Here is a 17639-nt window from a genome sequence, read left to right as displayed (position 1 = left end):
ATGTCGGTAACTAGAATTAAGTTTGGTCAAGTTAATGGTGAGGACGTTTATAAATATATTATTGAAAATTTAAATAAAACTCGAATTAGCATTTTAACGTATGCGGCAACTTGGCAAAATTTTGAAGTGTATGATAATAATGAGTATCATTCATTGATTTCTCATTTTGATGATTTACAAAGTTATTTAGACACTCCATTTCAAGTAGGTAAGGTCGTGGGGCGTGTAGCTGGTAGGATTGGTAAGGCTAAGTTTATGATCAATGGCCACACATATCAATTGGCTCCAAATGAGCATAATAACTTACTACATGGTGGCAATAATGGAATTCAAACTAGAAATTTTGCTGGTTCAATTGATGAAGAGAATAATTCTGTTTCGTTAGCTTTGAAAGTTAAATCAAGCGATGATGGGTTTCCTGGAAATATTAATATAGTGATTACATATTCGTTGGATGATAATGATGAGGTTAATATTAAATATAGTGCTGTTAGTGACGAAGACACATTATTCAATCCAACTTGTCACGTATATTTCGATTTGGGTGAATCATCTATTATGAAAGAAAACTTACAAATAGCTGCAGATAATTATCTAGATACTGATGATGAAAAAATTCCCACAGGCTCTTTAATTCCTACACGAGAGGCATTTGATTTTAAGGAAGGTCAAAGTATCGAAAACGCTTTATATAAATTGAAAAAGCAAAATGGTAAACTGGAGTTTGATAATGCCTTTAAGACATCTGGCGATAAAGTTGCTAGTTTAAGTTCTGATAAATATGCGGTAGATTTGTGTTCCAATCGGAATGGATTAATTATTTTTACAGCCAATCCGATTAGTAATGAGGCATCTCGTCAGTATACTGGTCTGGCAATGGAGTTACAAACATTACCTGATGCTATTAATCATAGTGATTTTGGAAATATCATTTTGAGGAAGAATCAAACAGTTTCTTATACTGACAAGTATCGGTATAGAAAATTGTAGGGGGAGTTTTATGAGAATCGATCATGTAGGTTTATTTGTTAGAAATATTGAAAAGGTAGTTAAGTTCTATGAGACATACTTTGATGCTAAGTCGTCAGAAAAATATAACAATCCGGTATCGACTTTCTCATCTCGATTTTTGACTTTTCCTGATGGTGCAAGACTTGAGGTATGCAGCAGAGATGATTTGAATCCACATCATATTAGCGGTTTTCCATTGGGATATATGCATATAACATTTTCACTAGGCTCAAAAGAGGCTGTTGATACATTGACTGCAAAAATTGAAGCCGATGGATATCGTCATTTAAGTGGCCCAAGAGTCACCGGTGATGGATATTATGAAAGTGTTGTTTGTGACCCTGAAGGTAATCAAATTGAATTGACAGTATAGAGAGTGTGCAACAAAAATAGTTATTATGTAGTTGATTTAGGTAAAAGACAAAGTTCTGAATTTTAGAACTTTGTCTTTTTTATATTATTTTTGTAGTGTAAATATTGAATTGGTATATATATTATGTAATATAATTATTTTCATGTTAAATTGATTATTTTTTTGATTGTTGTTGTTAAAAGGAACTATGATATATACATAGGGAGGGACTGACAACCATGAGATTTCAACAATTAAAACGTAAACCGAATTCGATTTTAAGGAAGAAACTATATAAATCAGGTAAAAGCTGGGTTATAAAATCTAGTTTGAGTTTTGCAGGTGGTCTAATTCTATTTGGCGCAACACAATTCGTTAATGTTTCCGCTGATTCATTAGACTCCGTTCAAACTGAACAAAGTGCTTCTTCTGCTGAGTCGCAGCAAAATGATACTTCCAAGTTAAATAGTAATTCAAACGATAATAATTCGAATGAAATTAATCATGAAAATAGTCAACAACTATCTAGTGCTAAAACAGAACAGGATAATAATCAGGTGGAATCTGATACTAAGACAGTCGTAATAACAAATCAGAATAGTAATCAAACAACATCTAATACTAAGACAAATGTAGTAACAAATCAGAGTAATAATCAAAATGACGGAACCGATAGTACGTCTAATTCTGATATTCAATCAGATGATAATAATGTTCAGAATCAAAATGTTCCTTTAAGAAATGATCAAAATTCAAATAGTCCAGTTGCACAATCAAGGTCTCAGAATCTGCAAATTAGTCAAGCACAATCAGATAAGGAAAAACCTTTATATTACAGTATAGGTAGCTGTGATTATTATGTTAAAGATGGTACTTTACATATCGGAGCTGGTGACATTACTCAAGCTGAATATGATGATGCATATAAAATAGCATTAGGATTGTATAGAAGTAATGTTTTTGATCAAGAAATATCATATGATAAAATTTCTTTTGATGGGAAAGTTACATTACACGGGAATGTACATAATTTTCTTCATGCAACATCAGCAAAAACTATTGATAATTTGGAAAACTTGGATACATCAGATGTAACGGATTTCAGTAACTTTTTTTCTGGTAGTAAAAGTCTCCAATCCATTGATTTATCGAAGCTTAATACAAGTAATGCTACAAATTTAAATTATATGCTTGCTAACTGTTCATCCTTAACAGACGTAAAATTTAAGGATGATTTAGGAAATGTTATGGATACTTCCAAAGTTAAAAGTTTTTTGAATATGTTTGACACTGATGCATCTTTAAAGTCTTTAGATCTTACTGGTTTAGATACGAGTAGTGCTACTACAATGGCAGGTATGTTTAATAATGATACTAGGCTTACATTTATTGATGTGTCAGATTTTGATACATCAAAGGTAACTAATATGGATGGTATGTTTAACAGTGACGGTGATAAATTAAACATTAAAGGTTTGGATAAATTTGATACATCAAAAGTAACTAATATGTTTGGCATGTTCGCACATACAGATTTTAATGTTGAAGATTTAAAATCATGGGATACATCAAAAGTTGAAGATATTAGTGATATGTTTCTTCAGTCTGGTCTTTCAGGTAAAGTTGAGCTTCCCAGCTTTAATGGCGCTAGTTTGAAATATATGAGTAATATGTTTGAAGGTGCTAATAAAGTGACTGAAGTTGATTTAGATAACTTAAAAACTCCTATGCTATCAACTGATGATTTAAAAGTTGGTGAAAATAACAGAGGAGCAGTATATGGAGCTTTCAAGGGCTGTTCTAATCTTCAAAAAGTTGACTTGCCGGAGTTCAGTGGTGAAAATATTGAAAATTATTCATATATGTTTAGCAATTGTCCTAAATTAACAACTATAGAGTGGCCTCATATATTGACTAAGTCAGCGACATCATTTGAAAAAATGTTTAATGAAGATGAAAGTTTAACGGCAGATAATCTTGAATTCTTAAGTAACTTCGATACTAGTAAGGTAACAAATTTTTATGGCATGTTTAGCTGGTGTACAAGCTTAGAATCATTACCAGAGGTGAAGTTATGGAATATGGCATCCGCAAATGACTTAAGTTATATGTTCGACCGTGATACGTCACTTAAGGGTATAGATTTGTCACAATGGGAAACAAATAACGTAAGTGATTGGGAATATTTCCTGGGTTATTGTAAAAATTTGACTGAATTTAAACTACCAATATTTGATAAACCGACTAAAGGTAATATCAAAATGGGGAGTATGTTTACTTATTGCAATAACTTGCACTTTTTAGATTTTTCCAATTTTAATATTCCGGAAAATACTGATAGAAGTGGCATGTTTTTTTATACGAATTATCTTTATAAAATAAAATTAAATAGTAATGATTATTTAACCGACTCAAGTTTAAGTTTTTATGATATATATAAGGGCTGGTATAACGTCGGTACTGGGACTGATGATGATCCTCAAGGGAATTATAAGTTAAAAGATGGTACAGATATGATGAAGGTATACAGTGCAGAAGGTTACAACGGGGCTATACGTCCTAATGAAACTTGGGTCATTGCTGAACGTCATGAAGTTAACTATAAAATAGAGTATGTTGACTTCGAAACTGGTAAAGAGATATATGATTTTAATTCAAAAAATAGAGAAGGTTGGTATGTCGCCGTTCCAAGTGGAAGCGATATAAGTGTTCCAGGATATGATTCCAGTGTAGTTTATGATTCCAAAGGTGATAAACTTGATTTTGCATCTTATCATGTTAAGACTGATTCTGAGCAAACGGGATGGGGGTATGCAGAAAAATTACCAACATTTGATAAAAGTTCTCCAATTGAAGATTCAAACTTTACTGTAAAATTGAAGAAATCAGCTCCGTTTACTATTAAGATAAGTGACGTACCTGACGAAATAGTTTTGCAGGTTAATGATCCTGATGCAATTAAGGATAATACAATTTTGCAAAGCTTGAATACAGTAAAAGAATTGGACCCTGATAAAACCACTATTTCGATTGATTCTGATGATCCAGTAAGTGAAACAGAGGCTTTTGGTGGATCTAATCCATCTAAGAATATTAAGGATCTTGTTTTACTTCTTATTAAATCATTAGGACAGGATTCCGATCAGACTAGTCAGGTAATTACAATACCTGCCAATATTAATATCAATGTATCGTATAAACCAAACACTGGAAACGATAGTACCGACAACAACAATAATAGTAGCAGCCATTCTGGTGGCACAACATCAAATAGAACTGTAACAAATATTAATCAAACAATCGCAACATTTAGCGATAGACCAGAGGCACAATTGTATGATTTTGATGGTAATACAATTGATGGAAAATACCTGGATGTCAATACCGATTGGTTTAATGATAAACAGATGACTTTAAATGGACAAACTTATTATCGAGTCGCTACAGATGAATGGGTTAAAGCTGACCAAGTTTATGTTTATGTAGAGCATATTTCAAAGGTTAGAACTTATAAAGAAAATAAAGTTCAATTGATAAACGCACACTTAGATAATGTACGTAGTCTTAATCCATCAACAGATTGGGAAACTGATCGTTATGTGATGTTTAATGGAGAAAAGTATTATCGAGTTGCAACCAATGAATTTGTTCCAGCTGACAAAGTGTATGAGTATTGGGATGACTCAGATACAATACGTTCAAAGCATGCAACGCCTATATTCGATGAGCGAGGCAATGATGTTGGTCGTACACTCCTATCAAATGAAGATTATAAGATCGATATGACGGTTCAAATTAATAATGAAACTTATTATCGGGTTGCGACTGATGAATTTGTTAAGAAATCAGATGTTATTTAAATTAAAGCCTAATTAATTTTAATACCCCTTAAAGCTAGGTATAAGTCTAACTTTAAGGGGTACTTTTTAAATTTATATCAATAATTTTTTTGCTTTTTGACCATAAAATAAAAAATAATTATATTTATTTATGAGCATTGTAAATGTATTGTTATCTTTGATACGATTAAAGGTGAAATATCAATGTTATAAAATATTGATAAATACTGGAGGGTAATCGTGAAAAAATCTATCTTAGCACTAACCGTAGCATTAATTGGATGTACTTTGACAAGTATTAATGTTGTCAAGGCATCTAGTAAGACGTATACATTTGAAGCTTCCGATACAATATTTATGAAGAGTAATTCTCCTGAGGTTGCAGTTTATAAGATGCAAAATGGGAAGATAGTTAAGACGAATAACAAAGAGGAAATATACGATGCTAAAGGCCAACCTAAGAATTGGAGAGCTAATTCAGTAAACGTTAATGGTAAAGACTGGTGGCAAGTTTCTGAGAATGAATACTTTAGTACAAAAGGTTCAGAAAAGATCACAAGTAATATTTCTGACCCAAATGAGGTAAAATATGCTAATTACACACCAGATTTACCAAATTATGATGGTAAAGACATTGTCTTTATAGGTAACGATCCAAGGTCAGATAGTACAACAATCGATCTTTATAAAAAAGAAAATGGTAAATTAGTTGATACAGGTAAAAGTGTAAATTCCGCAAAAGGTTTTTTGATGCAATATTGGAAAGCTAATGAAGTCAACATTGACGGTAACGAATGCTGGCAAGTAGGGGATAACTTGTATTTTAACTCACCACGAGTTAAAAAATTAAATACAGTACGTAACAATGTTTCAGAAATTACAAACTATGGAAATTATTCTGATGGTACTGCAGATACTAACAATGAAAGTGAAATTTTCTTATTTAATAGTAAAGGTAAATATGTACCAGTTATGGCTCTTCAAAAAGACGGTTCATTTAAACAAATTAATGATCGTTCTTTGAAGGTTAATACTGATTGGAAGATAGATAATATTAGAAATTATAATGGTAAGATTTATGCTCGTGTTGCTACAAATGAGTGGGTCAATGTTAGTGACTATGCTAGTAAAGGTCAGCATAATTACATTAATTAGTTAATAGTAGATGTTATATAAAGCCATCCATTTTTGGATGGCTTTTTTTATGTGAGTAACAGATAAATGGTTAAATTTTGAAATATTAATTGCTATTTTTTAATGTAACCAAAATGTAATCAAATCTTGATAATGTGTAATGATTATTAGGTTTATAGTTTAAGTGATGAAATATATGGATAAATTATATTATGGGATAATTTGTTCTATATGTGATGTGTAAAGTCTATATTTTTTGTGCTGATTTTTATTTTCTAACAAACAAGATCGTACAGGGGGATTCATAAATGAATAAAAAAGTTATCTTAACAAGTGTGGCTGTATTAAGTACATTTGCTTCTATGGGAACACCTTTGGTAGTTAATGCTGCGAATACCAATGTAATAGTTGGTCCATCTGTAAAGAAAGCAGATCCAACTATCGGACATTCCGACAGTATTGGACCTGTTTCAAAATCAAATTCTGACCAACAAGTTATCGTGCAAGCCACTAACAACTACGCAACACCGGCTGAACAACAAGCCTTTATGGCTAAGGTCGTTCCGATTGCTCAACAAGTTGCCGCAAAATACAATATTTATGCTTCAGTTATGTTGGCCCAAGCAATTATTGAAAGTGGTTGGGGAAAGTCTGATTTAGCTGTCTATGCTAATAACTTGTTTGGATTGAAAGGTTCATATAATGGATCAACTTATCTTGTTCCAACTAGAGAATGGAGTAATTCCCTAAATGATTACTATTGGATCAATGCTAACTTCAGCAAGTATCCTAGTTATTATGAGTCATTTGCTGACAATGGAAATAAGATTCGTAATGGTGTTTCATGGGATTCCAGCTACTATAAGGGTGCATGGAAGGAAAATGCATCATCATATAAAGATGCTACAGCATGGTTGCAAGGAAGATATGCTACTGAACCTCATTATGCAGAGATCCTAAATAATACAATTGCTACGTATAACTTGTCACAATACGACGGTGCTGCTGAAACAAATGGTGGCTCTCAAGATGACGCAACGACTGGAACCGTTCATGTAAAAGTAACACCTTATGCCAGAATTTATAATAATGATAATAAATTAATCTCTAATAGAGCATTGATGTCTAATTCTGATTGGTACTTCAATAGAACTAAGACTGATTCAAATGGAACAACTTGGTATCACGTTGCTACTAATGAATGGGTTAGTTCGAGTGATGTATATAAATTGTAAAATATAATGGTTGCATTTACTATTCTAAGTGGATGTGACCATTTTTACTTTGTTGATTGTATTTTTCTGTTCAAGTACAATTTACGAAGGGGGAGATAACTTATATGAAAGAATCAGTCTATGATCAAGTTTTTGAAATTATTGATGAAATGTACAACTCATTATCAAAGAAACCTGACACTAATCCAGATGTTATAAAGACATTGATGACTGCCGGTACTTACTTAAGTAAAAAAAAGAGTGCTCCACAATTAATTGCTTCTAAAACGGTCAATGGCATTTTGCTAGCTAACCTAACTAGTAAATCAAAGCTCGATTCAGAAAATTGGAATCGTTTGAAACAATTGATAGTGTTAGCTCGATCCGAAGGATTTCAAGCTTCACCGATGGGACCAACTGATCCAAGAGCACAATTCTAAATACTATCTTCATGTTAAAAAACTCCGCTAGAAATTTCTCTAGCGGAGTTTTATTCTTAATAAATTATGCAAAAAACTTTTGCGCAATCAACTTATAAATATCAATAAACTTCAAATAATCATCTTCAAAGACAAATTCATTGATTTGGTGAGCTGATTCGTTACCAGGACCGGCTACAATCACCTCAAGGTCATGGTTGGCCTCTACAAATTGAGATGCATCTGTACCGCCTGGAGCACCGACAGCAACAGCATCTTGTGTTCAGATTTCCTTGTATGCGTCACGTGCCATCTTTAGAAAGTCAGAGTTTAAATCAGTCTTTACTGGCAAATTACTACTATCAATTTTGATTTCAAGATTCATTCTTGGATCAGCTTCATTCATGCTATTTACCAATTCTTTTAGCTCAGTAATTATTTTATCATTGTTGTATTCAGGAATAGTTCTGATTTTTACTGTCATTTCAGCGTAATCAGGGATGGTATTTTCTTGATCACCAGACTTGAATACTGTAACTGATGGTTTAGTTTTACCTAGTACATCGTCATCGGCACTTGTTAATTTAGCGAAATATTCGTTTTGCTTATTATAATATGTAACCAAATTATCAAGGGCATTGACCCCAACCTCTGGCATTGAGCTATGAGCTGCCTTACCACGTGAAATAACTTGATAAGTAACTGATCCTTTGTGTGCGCAGAAAATTGAATGGCGGCCATATTCAGAAGGATTAGGTTGAGTAATTCTGATCAATCCACTAGCAGCAAGTTTGTCAGTTACTAACTTAGATGTAGAATTACTTGGTTCACCAACAATTAATGCTTTTAAATCATCAGCATATCCAGCATCTGATAGTTGTTTAGCTCCTAATTCACCAATTTCTTCACCTACGGTAGCGATGAATTTGATGTTACCCTTGAATGAATCATCATTATTTAATTCAATAAGTGCAATAGCCATTCCTGCTAATCCACTCTTCATATCGGAAGCACCACGTCCAAATATTTTTCCGTCGATATGTTTTGGCTTGAACGATGAGTCGTAATTCCATTTGCTTTCGTCAACAGGAGCGACCACATCTTCATGTCCAGTGAATCCAAGTACCGGCCCATCACCTTTATTGATAGTAGCAATCAAATTGTCGCGATTATCATCGTACTTAACCAATTCATTTTTTATTCCATGTTTATCAAATAATTTTTTTAAATAGTCTGCAACCAGTTTTTCGTCACCATTTATAGTTCTTAATTTGATAAGATCATCCAGAATTTCTAATCTTTCAGATTTTTCCATATCTAGTCCTCCGATAACTTTTTATGTATAATACTAATTAGTTCAACAGTTCTATTTTAGTATTTTTTTAAGCAAAACGGTAAAAAAAGAGGATTAAATATTGAATTTATTGATGAAAATTGACAGGTATTTAGGTATATTTCTGTTAGTTGTTGCTATATTAGGATTTATCTTCAGTTGGTTTACGACAAATTATTTGTGGTCTGCCGCTGGAGCTGGTTTACTATTAATTATAATATCTTTTACATCAGACAAAAAAGATCCTAAGGAGAAAACACATGGACGACAATAAGAATATTACTTTTGAAGATTATTTAATGACCAATTCGGTACATTTCGCTAATAATTACGGGAATTTGATTGAATGGGTTGAGAAAATCCAAGTTGCTGTTCAAACTGAGTTGAATTTATTAGATGATTTTGGTGACAGACCAGAGTTGTCTTCATATCAATCGATTGCGGATGATTGTACTCAAATCATTTATGATCTTAGTTATGAATTGGCAAGATTCAATAGTAATATCACTAAAAAAAGTATCAGTGCGATTGCCTTAGAACAAACTATTTTATTTCAATCTGAAAACGATGAAGATGCGGTTAAAGAGGAGTTTGATTCATATAAAAAAGCTCATGTGAACGCGTATGACTCATTTTTAGATTTGATTGAGATACTTGATAAATTAGCTGGCCGCTACCCTTGGGTTACTTATGGTGATTCAGATAGTAGTTACAAGTTTGACCTGATGGACGCATTCTTGATGGTTGGACAGTTCTACTTTATGGGTATGGGTGAGTATACTGAAAAGGATTCAGAATCATATGTTGCAATGATTCGTCCAATGATAGAACAGTTGGATTTAGATGGTGAAATCAATGGTGAAGTTGCCGATTTTGAGGTTACTTACATTAATGACGCTGAAGATTCAATTACAGAAGGTATTGATCGATTAGCTGCTGATCAAGCGGGAGTTCCTTACATTCAAGAGTAATAAAATAAGCTGCCAATCTTAATGATTGACAGCTTATTGTGTAGATTAGTTTACTTTTTTACGACCCTCGGGTGTGTATTGGTTTGCCTTATGCTTACGATATAGGTAGTAAATACCACCTGCGATTGCAGCAATTATAATTAGTGGAATAGCTACATGAATGATCAAGAAGCCAACAACTACAATAATTAGAATCCATTTTAAAATATTTAAAAGTGTATCGGCCAATTAAATTCTCCTTTTTTAATTTGTGTCTATATAATCTTACTTATATTAGTTATTGTCAAGAATTATGAAAAAAAGGTTGACTATTTGATAACATCCTAGTATAGTAGCATCTATCGCTACCTCTTAGATATACGGAACAACAAAGGAGGCGTGAATAATATGAGATATAGAATTTTATTAGATTTAGATAATCAATTATTCACAGCAGTTGACGTTAATAATAGCAATCGCTTTGGTAATGGTACAACCATTGAAAAAGCTATCGAAAACCTTAAACAAGCTGCTTAATTATAGAATGAAAAAAGACTGAAGCATCTCGGCTTCAGTCTTTTTTTGTATCTTATGATTCAGGTTCTTCGACAGCAAATGTACCGAAAGTAGCGTTAACGGCTTTGGCTAAATCGTGTGGTTCAACTAAGATTGATTGCCCAATTTTACCAGCAGAGACAATTATTTTATCTGCTTCATCTGCCTCGGTATCAAAGAAGATAGGATAATTGTGCAGTGAATGAATACCAACTGGACTATTAGCGCCATGTTCAAAACCACTGGTCTTAACTAGATCTTTAAGAGGGACCATTCCAACTTTTTTATTTCCGGATAATTTTGCTAGCATTTTATAACTTAAATGTTTGTCTAATGCTACCATCCCGACAAGCGGACCAGTTTTGTTACCAGTAAGTACTAGCGTCTTATATATTTTATAACCATCTTTCTCGCTACCGTCGTTAACGAGCTCCTGCGTATCTCCTTCTGCTTGAGTGGGGAAGGTCATTGGTTCATAAGCAACCTTTTCCTTGTCCAAAATTTTTTCAACTAATGTTTTTTGTATTTTTTTCTTTTTTCCCATATATATCACCTTAACTGCAAATTCATACTCTTACTATCATAACAAACTAAGATAAATTTTAAAGTGAGCCGAACTGCCAAATAATTATATTTTTTGAAAATTTTTAAGTTAAAATAATAAATACTTGTTATATAATAGTTACCAATGTAACAGAAGGAGCGATGATCATGAGTTTTTTTAGACACAAGCAAACTAATGACCCTGCTAATAATGATTTCAGCAAAATATCACAGGAAATCAAAAAAAGCCCAGAGAAATTATCAGAAGCACAGAAATTGTTTAAAAATAATGAGTCTTTAAGACAACCAGCAACAAATGTAAAAAAGACTGAATCTAAGAATGTTTAGAATGCTATTTCAAATGGCATTCTTTTTTTATTATCTTAGCATAAGAATAAAATTATGCTTTGCATAATCAATAATTTATGGTATATTATAAAAAAATAAATATTGAGGTGAAGGAATGATGAATTTCATTAGTGCAGAGAGAACACATGTATTGGAAACAAATGTATTCGTAGAGAGGTTCTTGACATATCGCGACGTATTCGTTGAATATTTCAAGACAATGAATCTAATTGAAAGAGGCGAGGCTCTGACATATGAGAATTATTCACGCCTAGCCGACAATTATGTATACAACATTAAAAGATTTATAAAGTTAGGTAATTCTTATATTGAGAAATACAACTTGGAGAATTCCAAGATGTATGAGAGTCTTAACAATTACTTTGTTGCTTTAATTGATGCTTTGAAGTACTTGGACTATGACAACAATGTTATTAATAAGGCACAAGTTGCTAAGGCAAGATCAGTAATTCGTGATCGAGAAGTGGACTTTATGAATGAAGTTAGATCATATATTGATTAAAGACGTTATAAACGTCTTTTTTTTATGGCCGATTTCTAGTAATCTTAAGGTTATTGATATGGAGGCAAATTATGATTTGGAAAAAAATTAGTGTCTTGTTCCCAAGCACAATTAATGAAGAAATAATTTCAGATACTTTTATGAAGATTGGAGCACAAGGTACTGAAATCGTTGATGATGAAAATACTTATAAGCCAGAATTAATAAATGAGTTGCAGACAGAAATAAATAAACTTCCAGAATATGGATTTAATATTGATGGAGTTGAAATAGAAGAAAGTTCTGTTGATGAGAGTTCATGGGAGAATGAATGGAAACAATATTATCATCCCGTGCACATTAGTCATTATCTAACCGTTGTTCCAAAGTGGGTTGATTATGTGCCTGAGAATATTGATGAACATATTATTGTTATGGATCCGGGAAAATCATTTGGTACAGGTACGCATCCAACTACTTTCTCATGTATGCAAGCTTTAGAAATGATTCTAGGAAATGCGGAATCATTGTATGATGTTGGAACTGGGTCGGGTATTTTATCCATTCAAGCACGTCAATTAGGTGTCAATAACATTAAGGCGTTTGATTTGGCATCGGAAGCAGTCACAGCGGCTAAAGAAAATATTAAACTTAATCCTGGATGTGAAGATATTGAGGTTTATGAGAATTCGTTATTAGACGGCGTAGAAGGTAAAGTGGATGTAATTGTTGCCAATATCTTGGTAGATGTATTACAACAATTCATTCCTGATATCGAATCACATTTAAATAGTAAGGGATTTGTCATTTTATCTGGTATTATTAATGAAAAGGAAAAATTGGTTACCGACTTAATGAAAGAACAAGGCTTTTCAGCGATTGAAGTTCTTCATCTAAAGGGTTGGTCAACTTTAATTTGTAAGAGAACAAAAGATATCGAGGAACAAAATGGAGCAATACTTCGTTAGTAAAAAAGTTGAAGGAAATTCACTTAGTATTTCTGATAAAGAAATTTATAAACATTTGGCTACTGTATTACGTCACAAAGCAGGTGATGTGATTTACTTGGTTGATCAGGATAATGATTTATTTCAAGCAACAGTAACACAAATTGATACTAATAATAAATGTATTCAATTCAGCATAGAAAAAAGCAATAAGCCATCAACTGAGTTGCCTGTGGACGTAACTGTTGCCTGCTCTTTATCTAAAAAAGATAAGATTGAATGGATCACACAGAAGGCAACTGAATTGGGTGCTAAAAAAATCATCTTTTTTGATTCCCAGTATTCGATAATGCACTGGAAGTCGAATGTGATTGAAAAAAAGCTAACTAGATTACAGGAAATTGCAAAAAATGCAGCACAACAATCGAAACGCCGGTTGATTCCGGAAGTAGTCTATTTGGGCGACATCAGTAAGTTAAATAATTCCGATGTGGAATTAAAATTAATTGCTTATGAGGAATCTGCCAAAGAAGGCGAAACAAGTATTTTGGCTCAATCATTATCAAAATCACCAAAATCGATTATTTGCGCATTTGGCCCAGAAGGTGGTTTCTCATCCGAAGAGGTTTCAGAACTAAAAAATCATGAGTTTGTTTCAATAGGATTGGGACCACGTATAATGCGTGCAGAAACTGCCCCAATGTACTTCCTATCAGTGCTATCATATAAATATGAACTTAATTCAAAATGAGGAATGAATATTGAAGAATCTTTGGAATAAAGTTGAGAAGTCCAAGTCAACTTACATTGCACTAATATCTATTATTTTAGTTTTTATTATGCCGATATTATTTAATTTATTTCATCTTGGCAGAACAAATAGAATTATTTGGTTATTTTTTGTAATTAATATTTTATTTGCTGGCTTTATCGGTTGGTTTACAAGAAAATATCATTTGTCATTCTTTAATGTGGTGATTTTTCCGGTAATATTTGTCGTTAGTGTTTTTGTTAAATACGGCCGATATGGTTATTTTTTATCAGGAATATATTTAGTATTAAGTATTTTGATATATTTTCTTTTTGATAATGAAAATTGATTGTTTTTTAGAACTAAAGAAAGCATAATAATACGTAAAGAAAAGCACTCGTCTTAAATCAGAGTGCTTTTTATTGTAATCGAAGGGGTGAACAAAAATGAAAAAAAATGAAGATTATACTCCTGATCAAGTTCTCGATATTTGTCGTGAATATATGAATGATGAACACGTCGAATTCGTTAATAAAGCATATAATTTTGCTGCATACGTTCATAAGGAGCAGAAGAGAGCTACTGGTGAACCTTATATTATTCACCCTACTCAAGTTGCACAAATTCTAGCTTCATTACACATGGACCCATACACTGTGGCTGCAGGATATTTGCACGATGTTGTCGAGGATACTAATGTTACTCTCGGCGATGTCGAAGAGTTATTCGGCAATCAAGTTTCAACAATTGTTGATGGTGTAACTAAGATCAGTAAGTATAAGTATCACTCACATCAAGAATTACTAGCTGAGAATCACCGTAAAATGCTTTTGGCAACTGCCAAAGACTTACGTGTCATTATGGTCAAGCTTGCTGATAGGTTGCATAACATGCGTACATTAAAAGCATTGCGTCCTGATAAGCAAAGAAGAATTGCAAACGAAACTTTAGAGATATATGCTCCACTAGCTGATAGATTAGGTATCAGTAAAATTAAGTGGGAATTAGAGGACCTTTCACTTCATTATATTAATCCTCAACAGTATTACCGTATTGTCCATTTAATGAATAGCAAGCGTGATCAACGTGAGGCTTATATTGCTGAAGCGATTGACTACATTAAGACTAGCGTTGATGCGTTAGGTATCAAATATGATATTTATGGTCGTCCTAAGCATATTTATTCCATTTATAAAAAAATGCGAGATAAGCATAAGCAGTTCTCTGAATTATATGACTTGTTGGCTATTCGTATAGTCGTTGATTCTGTAAAGGATTGTTACGCTGTTCTAGGTTCTATTCACTCAAAATGGAAGCCGATTCCAGGACGTTTCAAAGACTATATTGCCGTTCCTAAGGCTAATGGTTATCAATCACTACATACAACAATTATTGGTCCTGGTGGACAACCACTAGAAGTTCAAATTAGAACATTTAAGATGCATGAGATTGCTGAATATGGTGTGGCTGCACACTGGGCATATAAAGAAGGTAACTTTGAAGGTGTACATCTGGACGAGAATGAACAAAAGATTGATGTCTTTCGTGAAATTCTTGAGCTACAAGAAAATTCTGACAACGCAGCCGATTTTATGAAATCCGTCAAGGGTGAGATATTTAATGATAGGGTTTATATCTTCACTCCTCAAGGTGAGGTAAGAGAGCTGCCTAAGGGGTCTATTCCATTGGATTTCGCCTACCAAGTACACACTGAAGTCGGTAGTCATTCTGTTGGTGCGAAGGTTAATGGCAGAATGGTACCATTGAATTATCAACTCAAGAATGGCGATATTGTTGAGATGCTGACAAATGAGAATTCAACACCTAGTCGTGACTGGATTCAAATGGTTTATACTTCTCGTGCACGTAATAAAATCAAACGCTACTTTAGAGTTAAAGATCGTCAAGAGAATATTCAAATTGGTCGAGAGTTACTAGAAACAGAGTTAAAGAATCGTTCATTATCTAGTAAGAAGTACCTTGATAAAAAACACCTTGAACTTGCAACTAATATATTTAATTTCACTGATCAAGAAGAATTATTCAATGCTGTTGGTTATGGTGAATTATCACCAATTAATGTAATTCATAAGCTGATTAGTGAAGATCCAGAAAATAAGAAGAAGGCTGAGAAAAAAGAATTAGAAGAAAATGTGATTACCGAAACACATGAAAATGTTCCAAAGCCTAATCCAGAAAATACCAAGCTAAAAAAAGAACAGGCTAATGCTAATACAAGTATTTCTGTTCAAGGCATTGATAATCTACTAATTCGTTTGGCTAAGTGTTGTAATCCAATTCCTGGTGATGAGATTGTTGGGTACATTACAAAGGGACGTGGATTGACCATTCATCGTGCTGATTGTCCAAATGTTCAAAGTGAAGAAGCTAAAAAGCGTTTTATTGAAGTTAGTTGGAATAATGTTACACGTGAAAAGCGTTACACCGCTGAGCTTGATATTTACGCATTTAATAGAAATGGTCTTTTGAATGAATTACTGCAAGTAATTAATTCAAATACTAATTCTTTGATCAACGTTAATGGACGTTTGGATAAAGAAAAAATGGCGGTTATTCATGTAAGTGTTGGTGTTAACAATAAGGAACACTTGGATCAAATTATTTCGAAGTTAAAAAATGTACCAGATGTTTACGAAATTAAAAGGACGGTTGAATAATATGAAAGTGGTTATCCAACGTGTCTCAGAAGCAAAAGTTAGTGTAAACAGCAAAGTCCTTGGTCAAATCGATCAGGGATTTTGTTTGTTGGTGGCGTTCGCTGATGAGGACGATGATGAAACAATAGAATATATGGCACGAAAAATTGCTAATATGCGGGTATTTTCTGATTCGGATGATAAAATGAATTTATCGATCAAAGATATTGATGGAGAAATTTTATCTATTTCGCAATTTACCTTGTATGCTGATACTAAAAAAGGGAATAGGCCCAGTTTCACTGGAGCTGGTGATTTTAAGACTTCCAGTGCAAAGTACGACCAATTTAATGAGGCTTTAAGAAATTACAATATAAATGTTGCCACAGGTGAATTTGGTGCTGATATGCAAGTATCGCTGATTAATGATGGACCTGTGACGATAATAATGGAGAGATAAATTATATTATGAAGAGTATTGTTTGGGATTTTGACGGGACATTAGCTAACAGTTATCCTGGGATAGTTATGGCAACTCAAAAATCCTTAAAAGAAAACTTTGATATTAATATTTCTAAGGATTCAATTTATAAAGAGATATTAAAAACATCAGTACGTAAACTTACAACTGAATTGCTAGATGGGGATGCTGATAAAGCTAAGGCTTTTTATAAGTCATACAAATTATTTGAACAAAATTATTATGATCAGATCAAATTAATGCCTCATGCAAGAATTATCTTAGAATATTGTAAGTTACAAGGATATCAACAATTTATTGTTACGCATCGAGATACTTCTATTTTTAATATTGCTAAACGATTGGATATTGCAAAATATTTTACTGAAATAATTAGTGTTGAAGATGGTCATACACGTAAGCCAGATTCTGAGATGTTGGATTACTTGATTAATAAATATTCAATTGATCCTAGTGAGATGTGGTCGATTGGTGATCGTAAGATAGATATTGATTTTGGTAAAGCAGCTCATACTAAAACAATTTTGTTGAGTGATAAGAAAGTTGATTTTGATGTGGATTATCAAGTTAAGAGTTTACAAGAAATCGATAAAATACTTTAAA

At 32.9% G+C, this 17639-nt stretch carries 17 protein-coding genes and 1 pseudogene; 15 read left to right on the top strand and 3 right to left on the bottom strand.

The window, feature by feature from the left end; translation table 11 throughout:
• The 6 genes from EKM79_RS06070 to EKM79_RS06045 all read left to right on the top strand — a co-directional run bounded on the left by EKM79_RS06070 (position 1) and on the right by EKM79_RS06045 (position 7990).
• On the top strand, positions 1-990 hold the full coding sequence (locus EKM79_RS06070) for an aldose epimerase family protein (RefSeq protein ID WP_125566926.1): 990 nt from the start codon (positions 1-3) through the stop codon (positions 988-990).
• Between the two features lie 10 nt (positions 991-1000).
• A complete protein-coding gene (locus tag EKM79_RS06065) occupies positions 1001-1384 on the top strand; it encodes a VOC family protein (RefSeq protein ID WP_125566924.1) in 384 nt (127 codons plus the stop codon).
• Positions 1385-1602: 218 nt separating this feature from the next.
• Positions 1603-5223, top strand: a complete 3621-nt coding sequence (locus tag EKM79_RS06060) for a BspA family leucine-rich repeat surface protein (RefSeq protein ID WP_125566922.1) — start codon at positions 1603-1605, stop codon at positions 5221-5223.
• A 219-nt stretch (positions 5224-5442) separates the two neighbouring features.
• Entirely contained in the window at positions 5443-6357 is a 915-nt protein-coding gene (locus tag EKM79_RS06055) for a hypothetical protein (RefSeq protein ID WP_125566920.1), read from the top strand.
• A 287-nt stretch (positions 6358-6644) separates the two neighbouring features.
• Entirely contained in the window at positions 6645-7571 is a 927-nt protein-coding gene (locus tag EKM79_RS12470; protein WP_125566918.1) for a glycoside hydrolase family 73 protein, read from the top strand.
• A gap of 104 nt (positions 7572-7675) precedes the next feature.
• The gene (locus tag EKM79_RS06045) at positions 7676-7990 is read left to right on the top strand and encodes a hypothetical protein (RefSeq protein WP_125566916.1); all 315 of its coding nucleotides are present in this window, start codon (positions 7676-7678) and stop codon (positions 7988-7990) included.
• Between the two features lie 64 nt (positions 7991-8054).
• On the opposite strand, the pseudogene EKM79_RS06035 reads toward EKM79_RS06045, so the two are convergent.
• Positions 8055-9284, bottom strand: a pseudogene (locus EKM79_RS06035) (M20/M25/M40 family metallo-hydrolase).
• Positions 9285-9562: 278 nt separating this feature from the next.
• Here EKM79_RS06035 and EKM79_RS06030 point away from each other — a divergent pair.
• Positions 9563-10273 (top strand): hypothetical protein, encoded by a 711-nt coding sequence (locus EKM79_RS06030; RefSeq protein WP_125566910.1) that lies wholly within the window; start codon positions 9563-9565, stop codon positions 10271-10273.
• Positions 10274-10318: 45 nt separating this feature from the next.
• On the opposite strand, the gene EKM79_RS06025 is transcribed toward EKM79_RS06030, so the two are convergent.
• A complete protein-coding gene (locus tag EKM79_RS06025; protein WP_125566908.1) occupies positions 10319-10501 on the bottom strand; it encodes a hypothetical protein in 183 nt (60 codons plus the stop codon).
• Between the two features lie 159 nt (positions 10502-10660).
• On the opposite strand from EKM79_RS06025, the gene EKM79_RS12465 reads away from it, so the two are divergent.
• Complete coding sequence (locus EKM79_RS12465; RefSeq protein ID WP_281273211.1) at positions 10661-10789, top strand: hypothetical protein; 129 nt, start codon at positions 10661-10663, stop codon at positions 10787-10789.
• Positions 10790-10841: 52 nt separating this feature from the next.
• Here EKM79_RS12465 and EKM79_RS06020 read toward each other — a convergent pair whose 3' ends face one another.
• Positions 10842-11351, bottom strand: coding sequence for an aminoacyl-tRNA deacylase (locus EKM79_RS06020; protein ID WP_125566906.1), 510 nt, complete (start codon positions 11349-11351; stop codon positions 10842-10844).
• 167 nt (positions 11352-11518) lie between these two features.
• Between EKM79_RS06020 and EKM79_RS06015 the strand changes: the two genes are divergently transcribed.
• The 7 genes from EKM79_RS06015 to EKM79_RS05980 all read left to right on the top strand — a co-directional run bounded on the left by EKM79_RS06015 (position 11519) and on the right by EKM79_RS05980 (position 17638).
• Positions 11519-11698 (top strand): hypothetical protein, encoded by a 180-nt coding sequence (locus EKM79_RS06015; protein WP_125566904.1) that lies wholly within the window; start codon positions 11519-11521, stop codon positions 11696-11698.
• A gap of 115 nt (positions 11699-11813) precedes the next feature.
• Positions 11814-12221 (top strand): hypothetical protein, encoded by a 408-nt coding sequence (locus EKM79_RS06010; RefSeq protein ID WP_125566902.1) that lies wholly within the window; start codon positions 11814-11816, stop codon positions 12219-12221.
• 71 nt (positions 12222-12292) lie between these two features.
• On the top strand, positions 12293-13168 hold the full coding sequence (gene prmA / locus EKM79_RS06005; RefSeq protein ID WP_125566900.1) for a 50S ribosomal protein L11 methyltransferase: 876 nt from the start codon (positions 12293-12295) through the stop codon (positions 13166-13168).
• Positions 13149-13898, top strand: a complete 750-nt coding sequence (locus EKM79_RS06000) for an RsmE family RNA methyltransferase (RefSeq protein WP_125566898.1) — start codon at positions 13149-13151, stop codon at positions 13896-13898. The genes prmA and EKM79_RS06000 overlap by 20 nt, the downstream gene beginning before the upstream one ends.
• 446 nt (positions 13899-14344) lie before the next feature.
• Positions 14345-16576 (top strand): RelA/SpoT family protein, encoded by a 2232-nt coding sequence (locus tag EKM79_RS05990; protein ID WP_125566895.1) that lies wholly within the window; start codon positions 14345-14347, stop codon positions 16574-16576.
• 1 nt (position 16577) lies between these two features.
• On the top strand, positions 16578-17015 hold the full coding sequence (gene dtd / locus EKM79_RS05985) for a D-aminoacyl-tRNA deacylase (protein ID WP_125566893.1): 438 nt from the start codon (positions 16578-16580) through the stop codon (positions 17013-17015).
• An 8-nt stretch (positions 17016-17023) separates the two neighbouring features.
• Positions 17024-17638: an HAD-IA family hydrolase gene (locus EKM79_RS05980; RefSeq protein ID WP_125566891.1), complete on the top strand. Its 615-nt coding sequence runs from the start codon at positions 17024-17026 to the stop codon at positions 17636-17638.
• The last annotated feature ends 1 nt before the right edge of the window (position 17639 follow it).

This window comes from Companilactobacillus insicii (assembly GCF_003946015.1).
GTDB classification, from domain to species: Bacteria; Bacillota; Bacilli; order Lactobacillales; family Lactobacillaceae; genus Companilactobacillus; species Companilactobacillus insicii.
Note: the sequence above shows the minus strand (reverse complement) of the source record. Positions and strands in the feature narration are given on the sequence as shown.

Coding starts and splice junctions, on each gene's coding strand:
- EKM79_RS06070 (WP_125566926.1), top strand. CDS start 1: ATGTCGGTAACTAGAATTAAGTTTGGTCAAGTTAATGGTGAGGACGTT.
- EKM79_RS06065 (WP_125566924.1), top strand. CDS start 1,001: ATGAGAATCGATCATGTAGGTTTATTTGTTAGAAATATTGAAAAGGTA.
- EKM79_RS06060 (WP_125566922.1), top strand. CDS start 1,603: ATGAGATTTCAACAATTAAAACGTAAACCGAATTCGATTTTAAGGAAG.
- EKM79_RS12470 (WP_125566918.1), top strand. CDS start 6,645: ATGAATAAAAAAGTTATCTTAACAAGTGTGGCTGTATTAAGTACATTT.
- EKM79_RS06045 (WP_125566916.1), top strand. CDS start 7,676: ATGAAAGAATCAGTCTATGATCAAGTTTTTGAAATTATTGATGAAATG.
- EKM79_RS06030 (WP_125566910.1), top strand. CDS start 9,563: ATGGACGACAATAAGAATATTACTTTTGAAGATTATTTAATGACCAAT.
- EKM79_RS12465 (WP_281273211.1), top strand. CDS start 10,661: ATGAGATATAGAATTTTATTAGATTTAGATAATCAATTATTCACAGCA.
- EKM79_RS06020 (WP_125566906.1), bottom strand. CDS start 11,351: ATGGGAAAAAAGAAAAAAATACAAAAAACATTAGTTGAAAAAATTTTG.
- EKM79_RS06015 (WP_125566904.1), top strand. CDS start 11,519: ATGAGTTTTTTTAGACACAAGCAAACTAATGACCCTGCTAATAATGAT.
- EKM79_RS06010 (WP_125566902.1), top strand. CDS start 11,814: ATGATGAATTTCATTAGTGCAGAGAGAACACATGTATTGGAAACAAAT.
- prmA (WP_125566900.1), top strand. CDS start 12,293: ATGATTTGGAAAAAAATTAGTGTCTTGTTCCCAAGCACAATTAATGAA.
- EKM79_RS06000 (WP_125566898.1), top strand. CDS start 13,149: ATGGAGCAATACTTCGTTAGTAAAAAAGTTGAAGGAAATTCACTTAGT.
- EKM79_RS05990 (WP_125566895.1), top strand. CDS start 14,345: ATGAAAAAAAATGAAGATTATACTCCTGATCAAGTTCTCGATATTTGT.
- dtd (WP_125566893.1), top strand. CDS start 16,578: ATGAAAGTGGTTATCCAACGTGTCTCAGAAGCAAAAGTTAGTGTAAAC.
- EKM79_RS05980 (WP_125566891.1), top strand. CDS start 17,024: ATGAAGAGTATTGTTTGGGATTTTGACGGGACATTAGCTAACAGTTAT.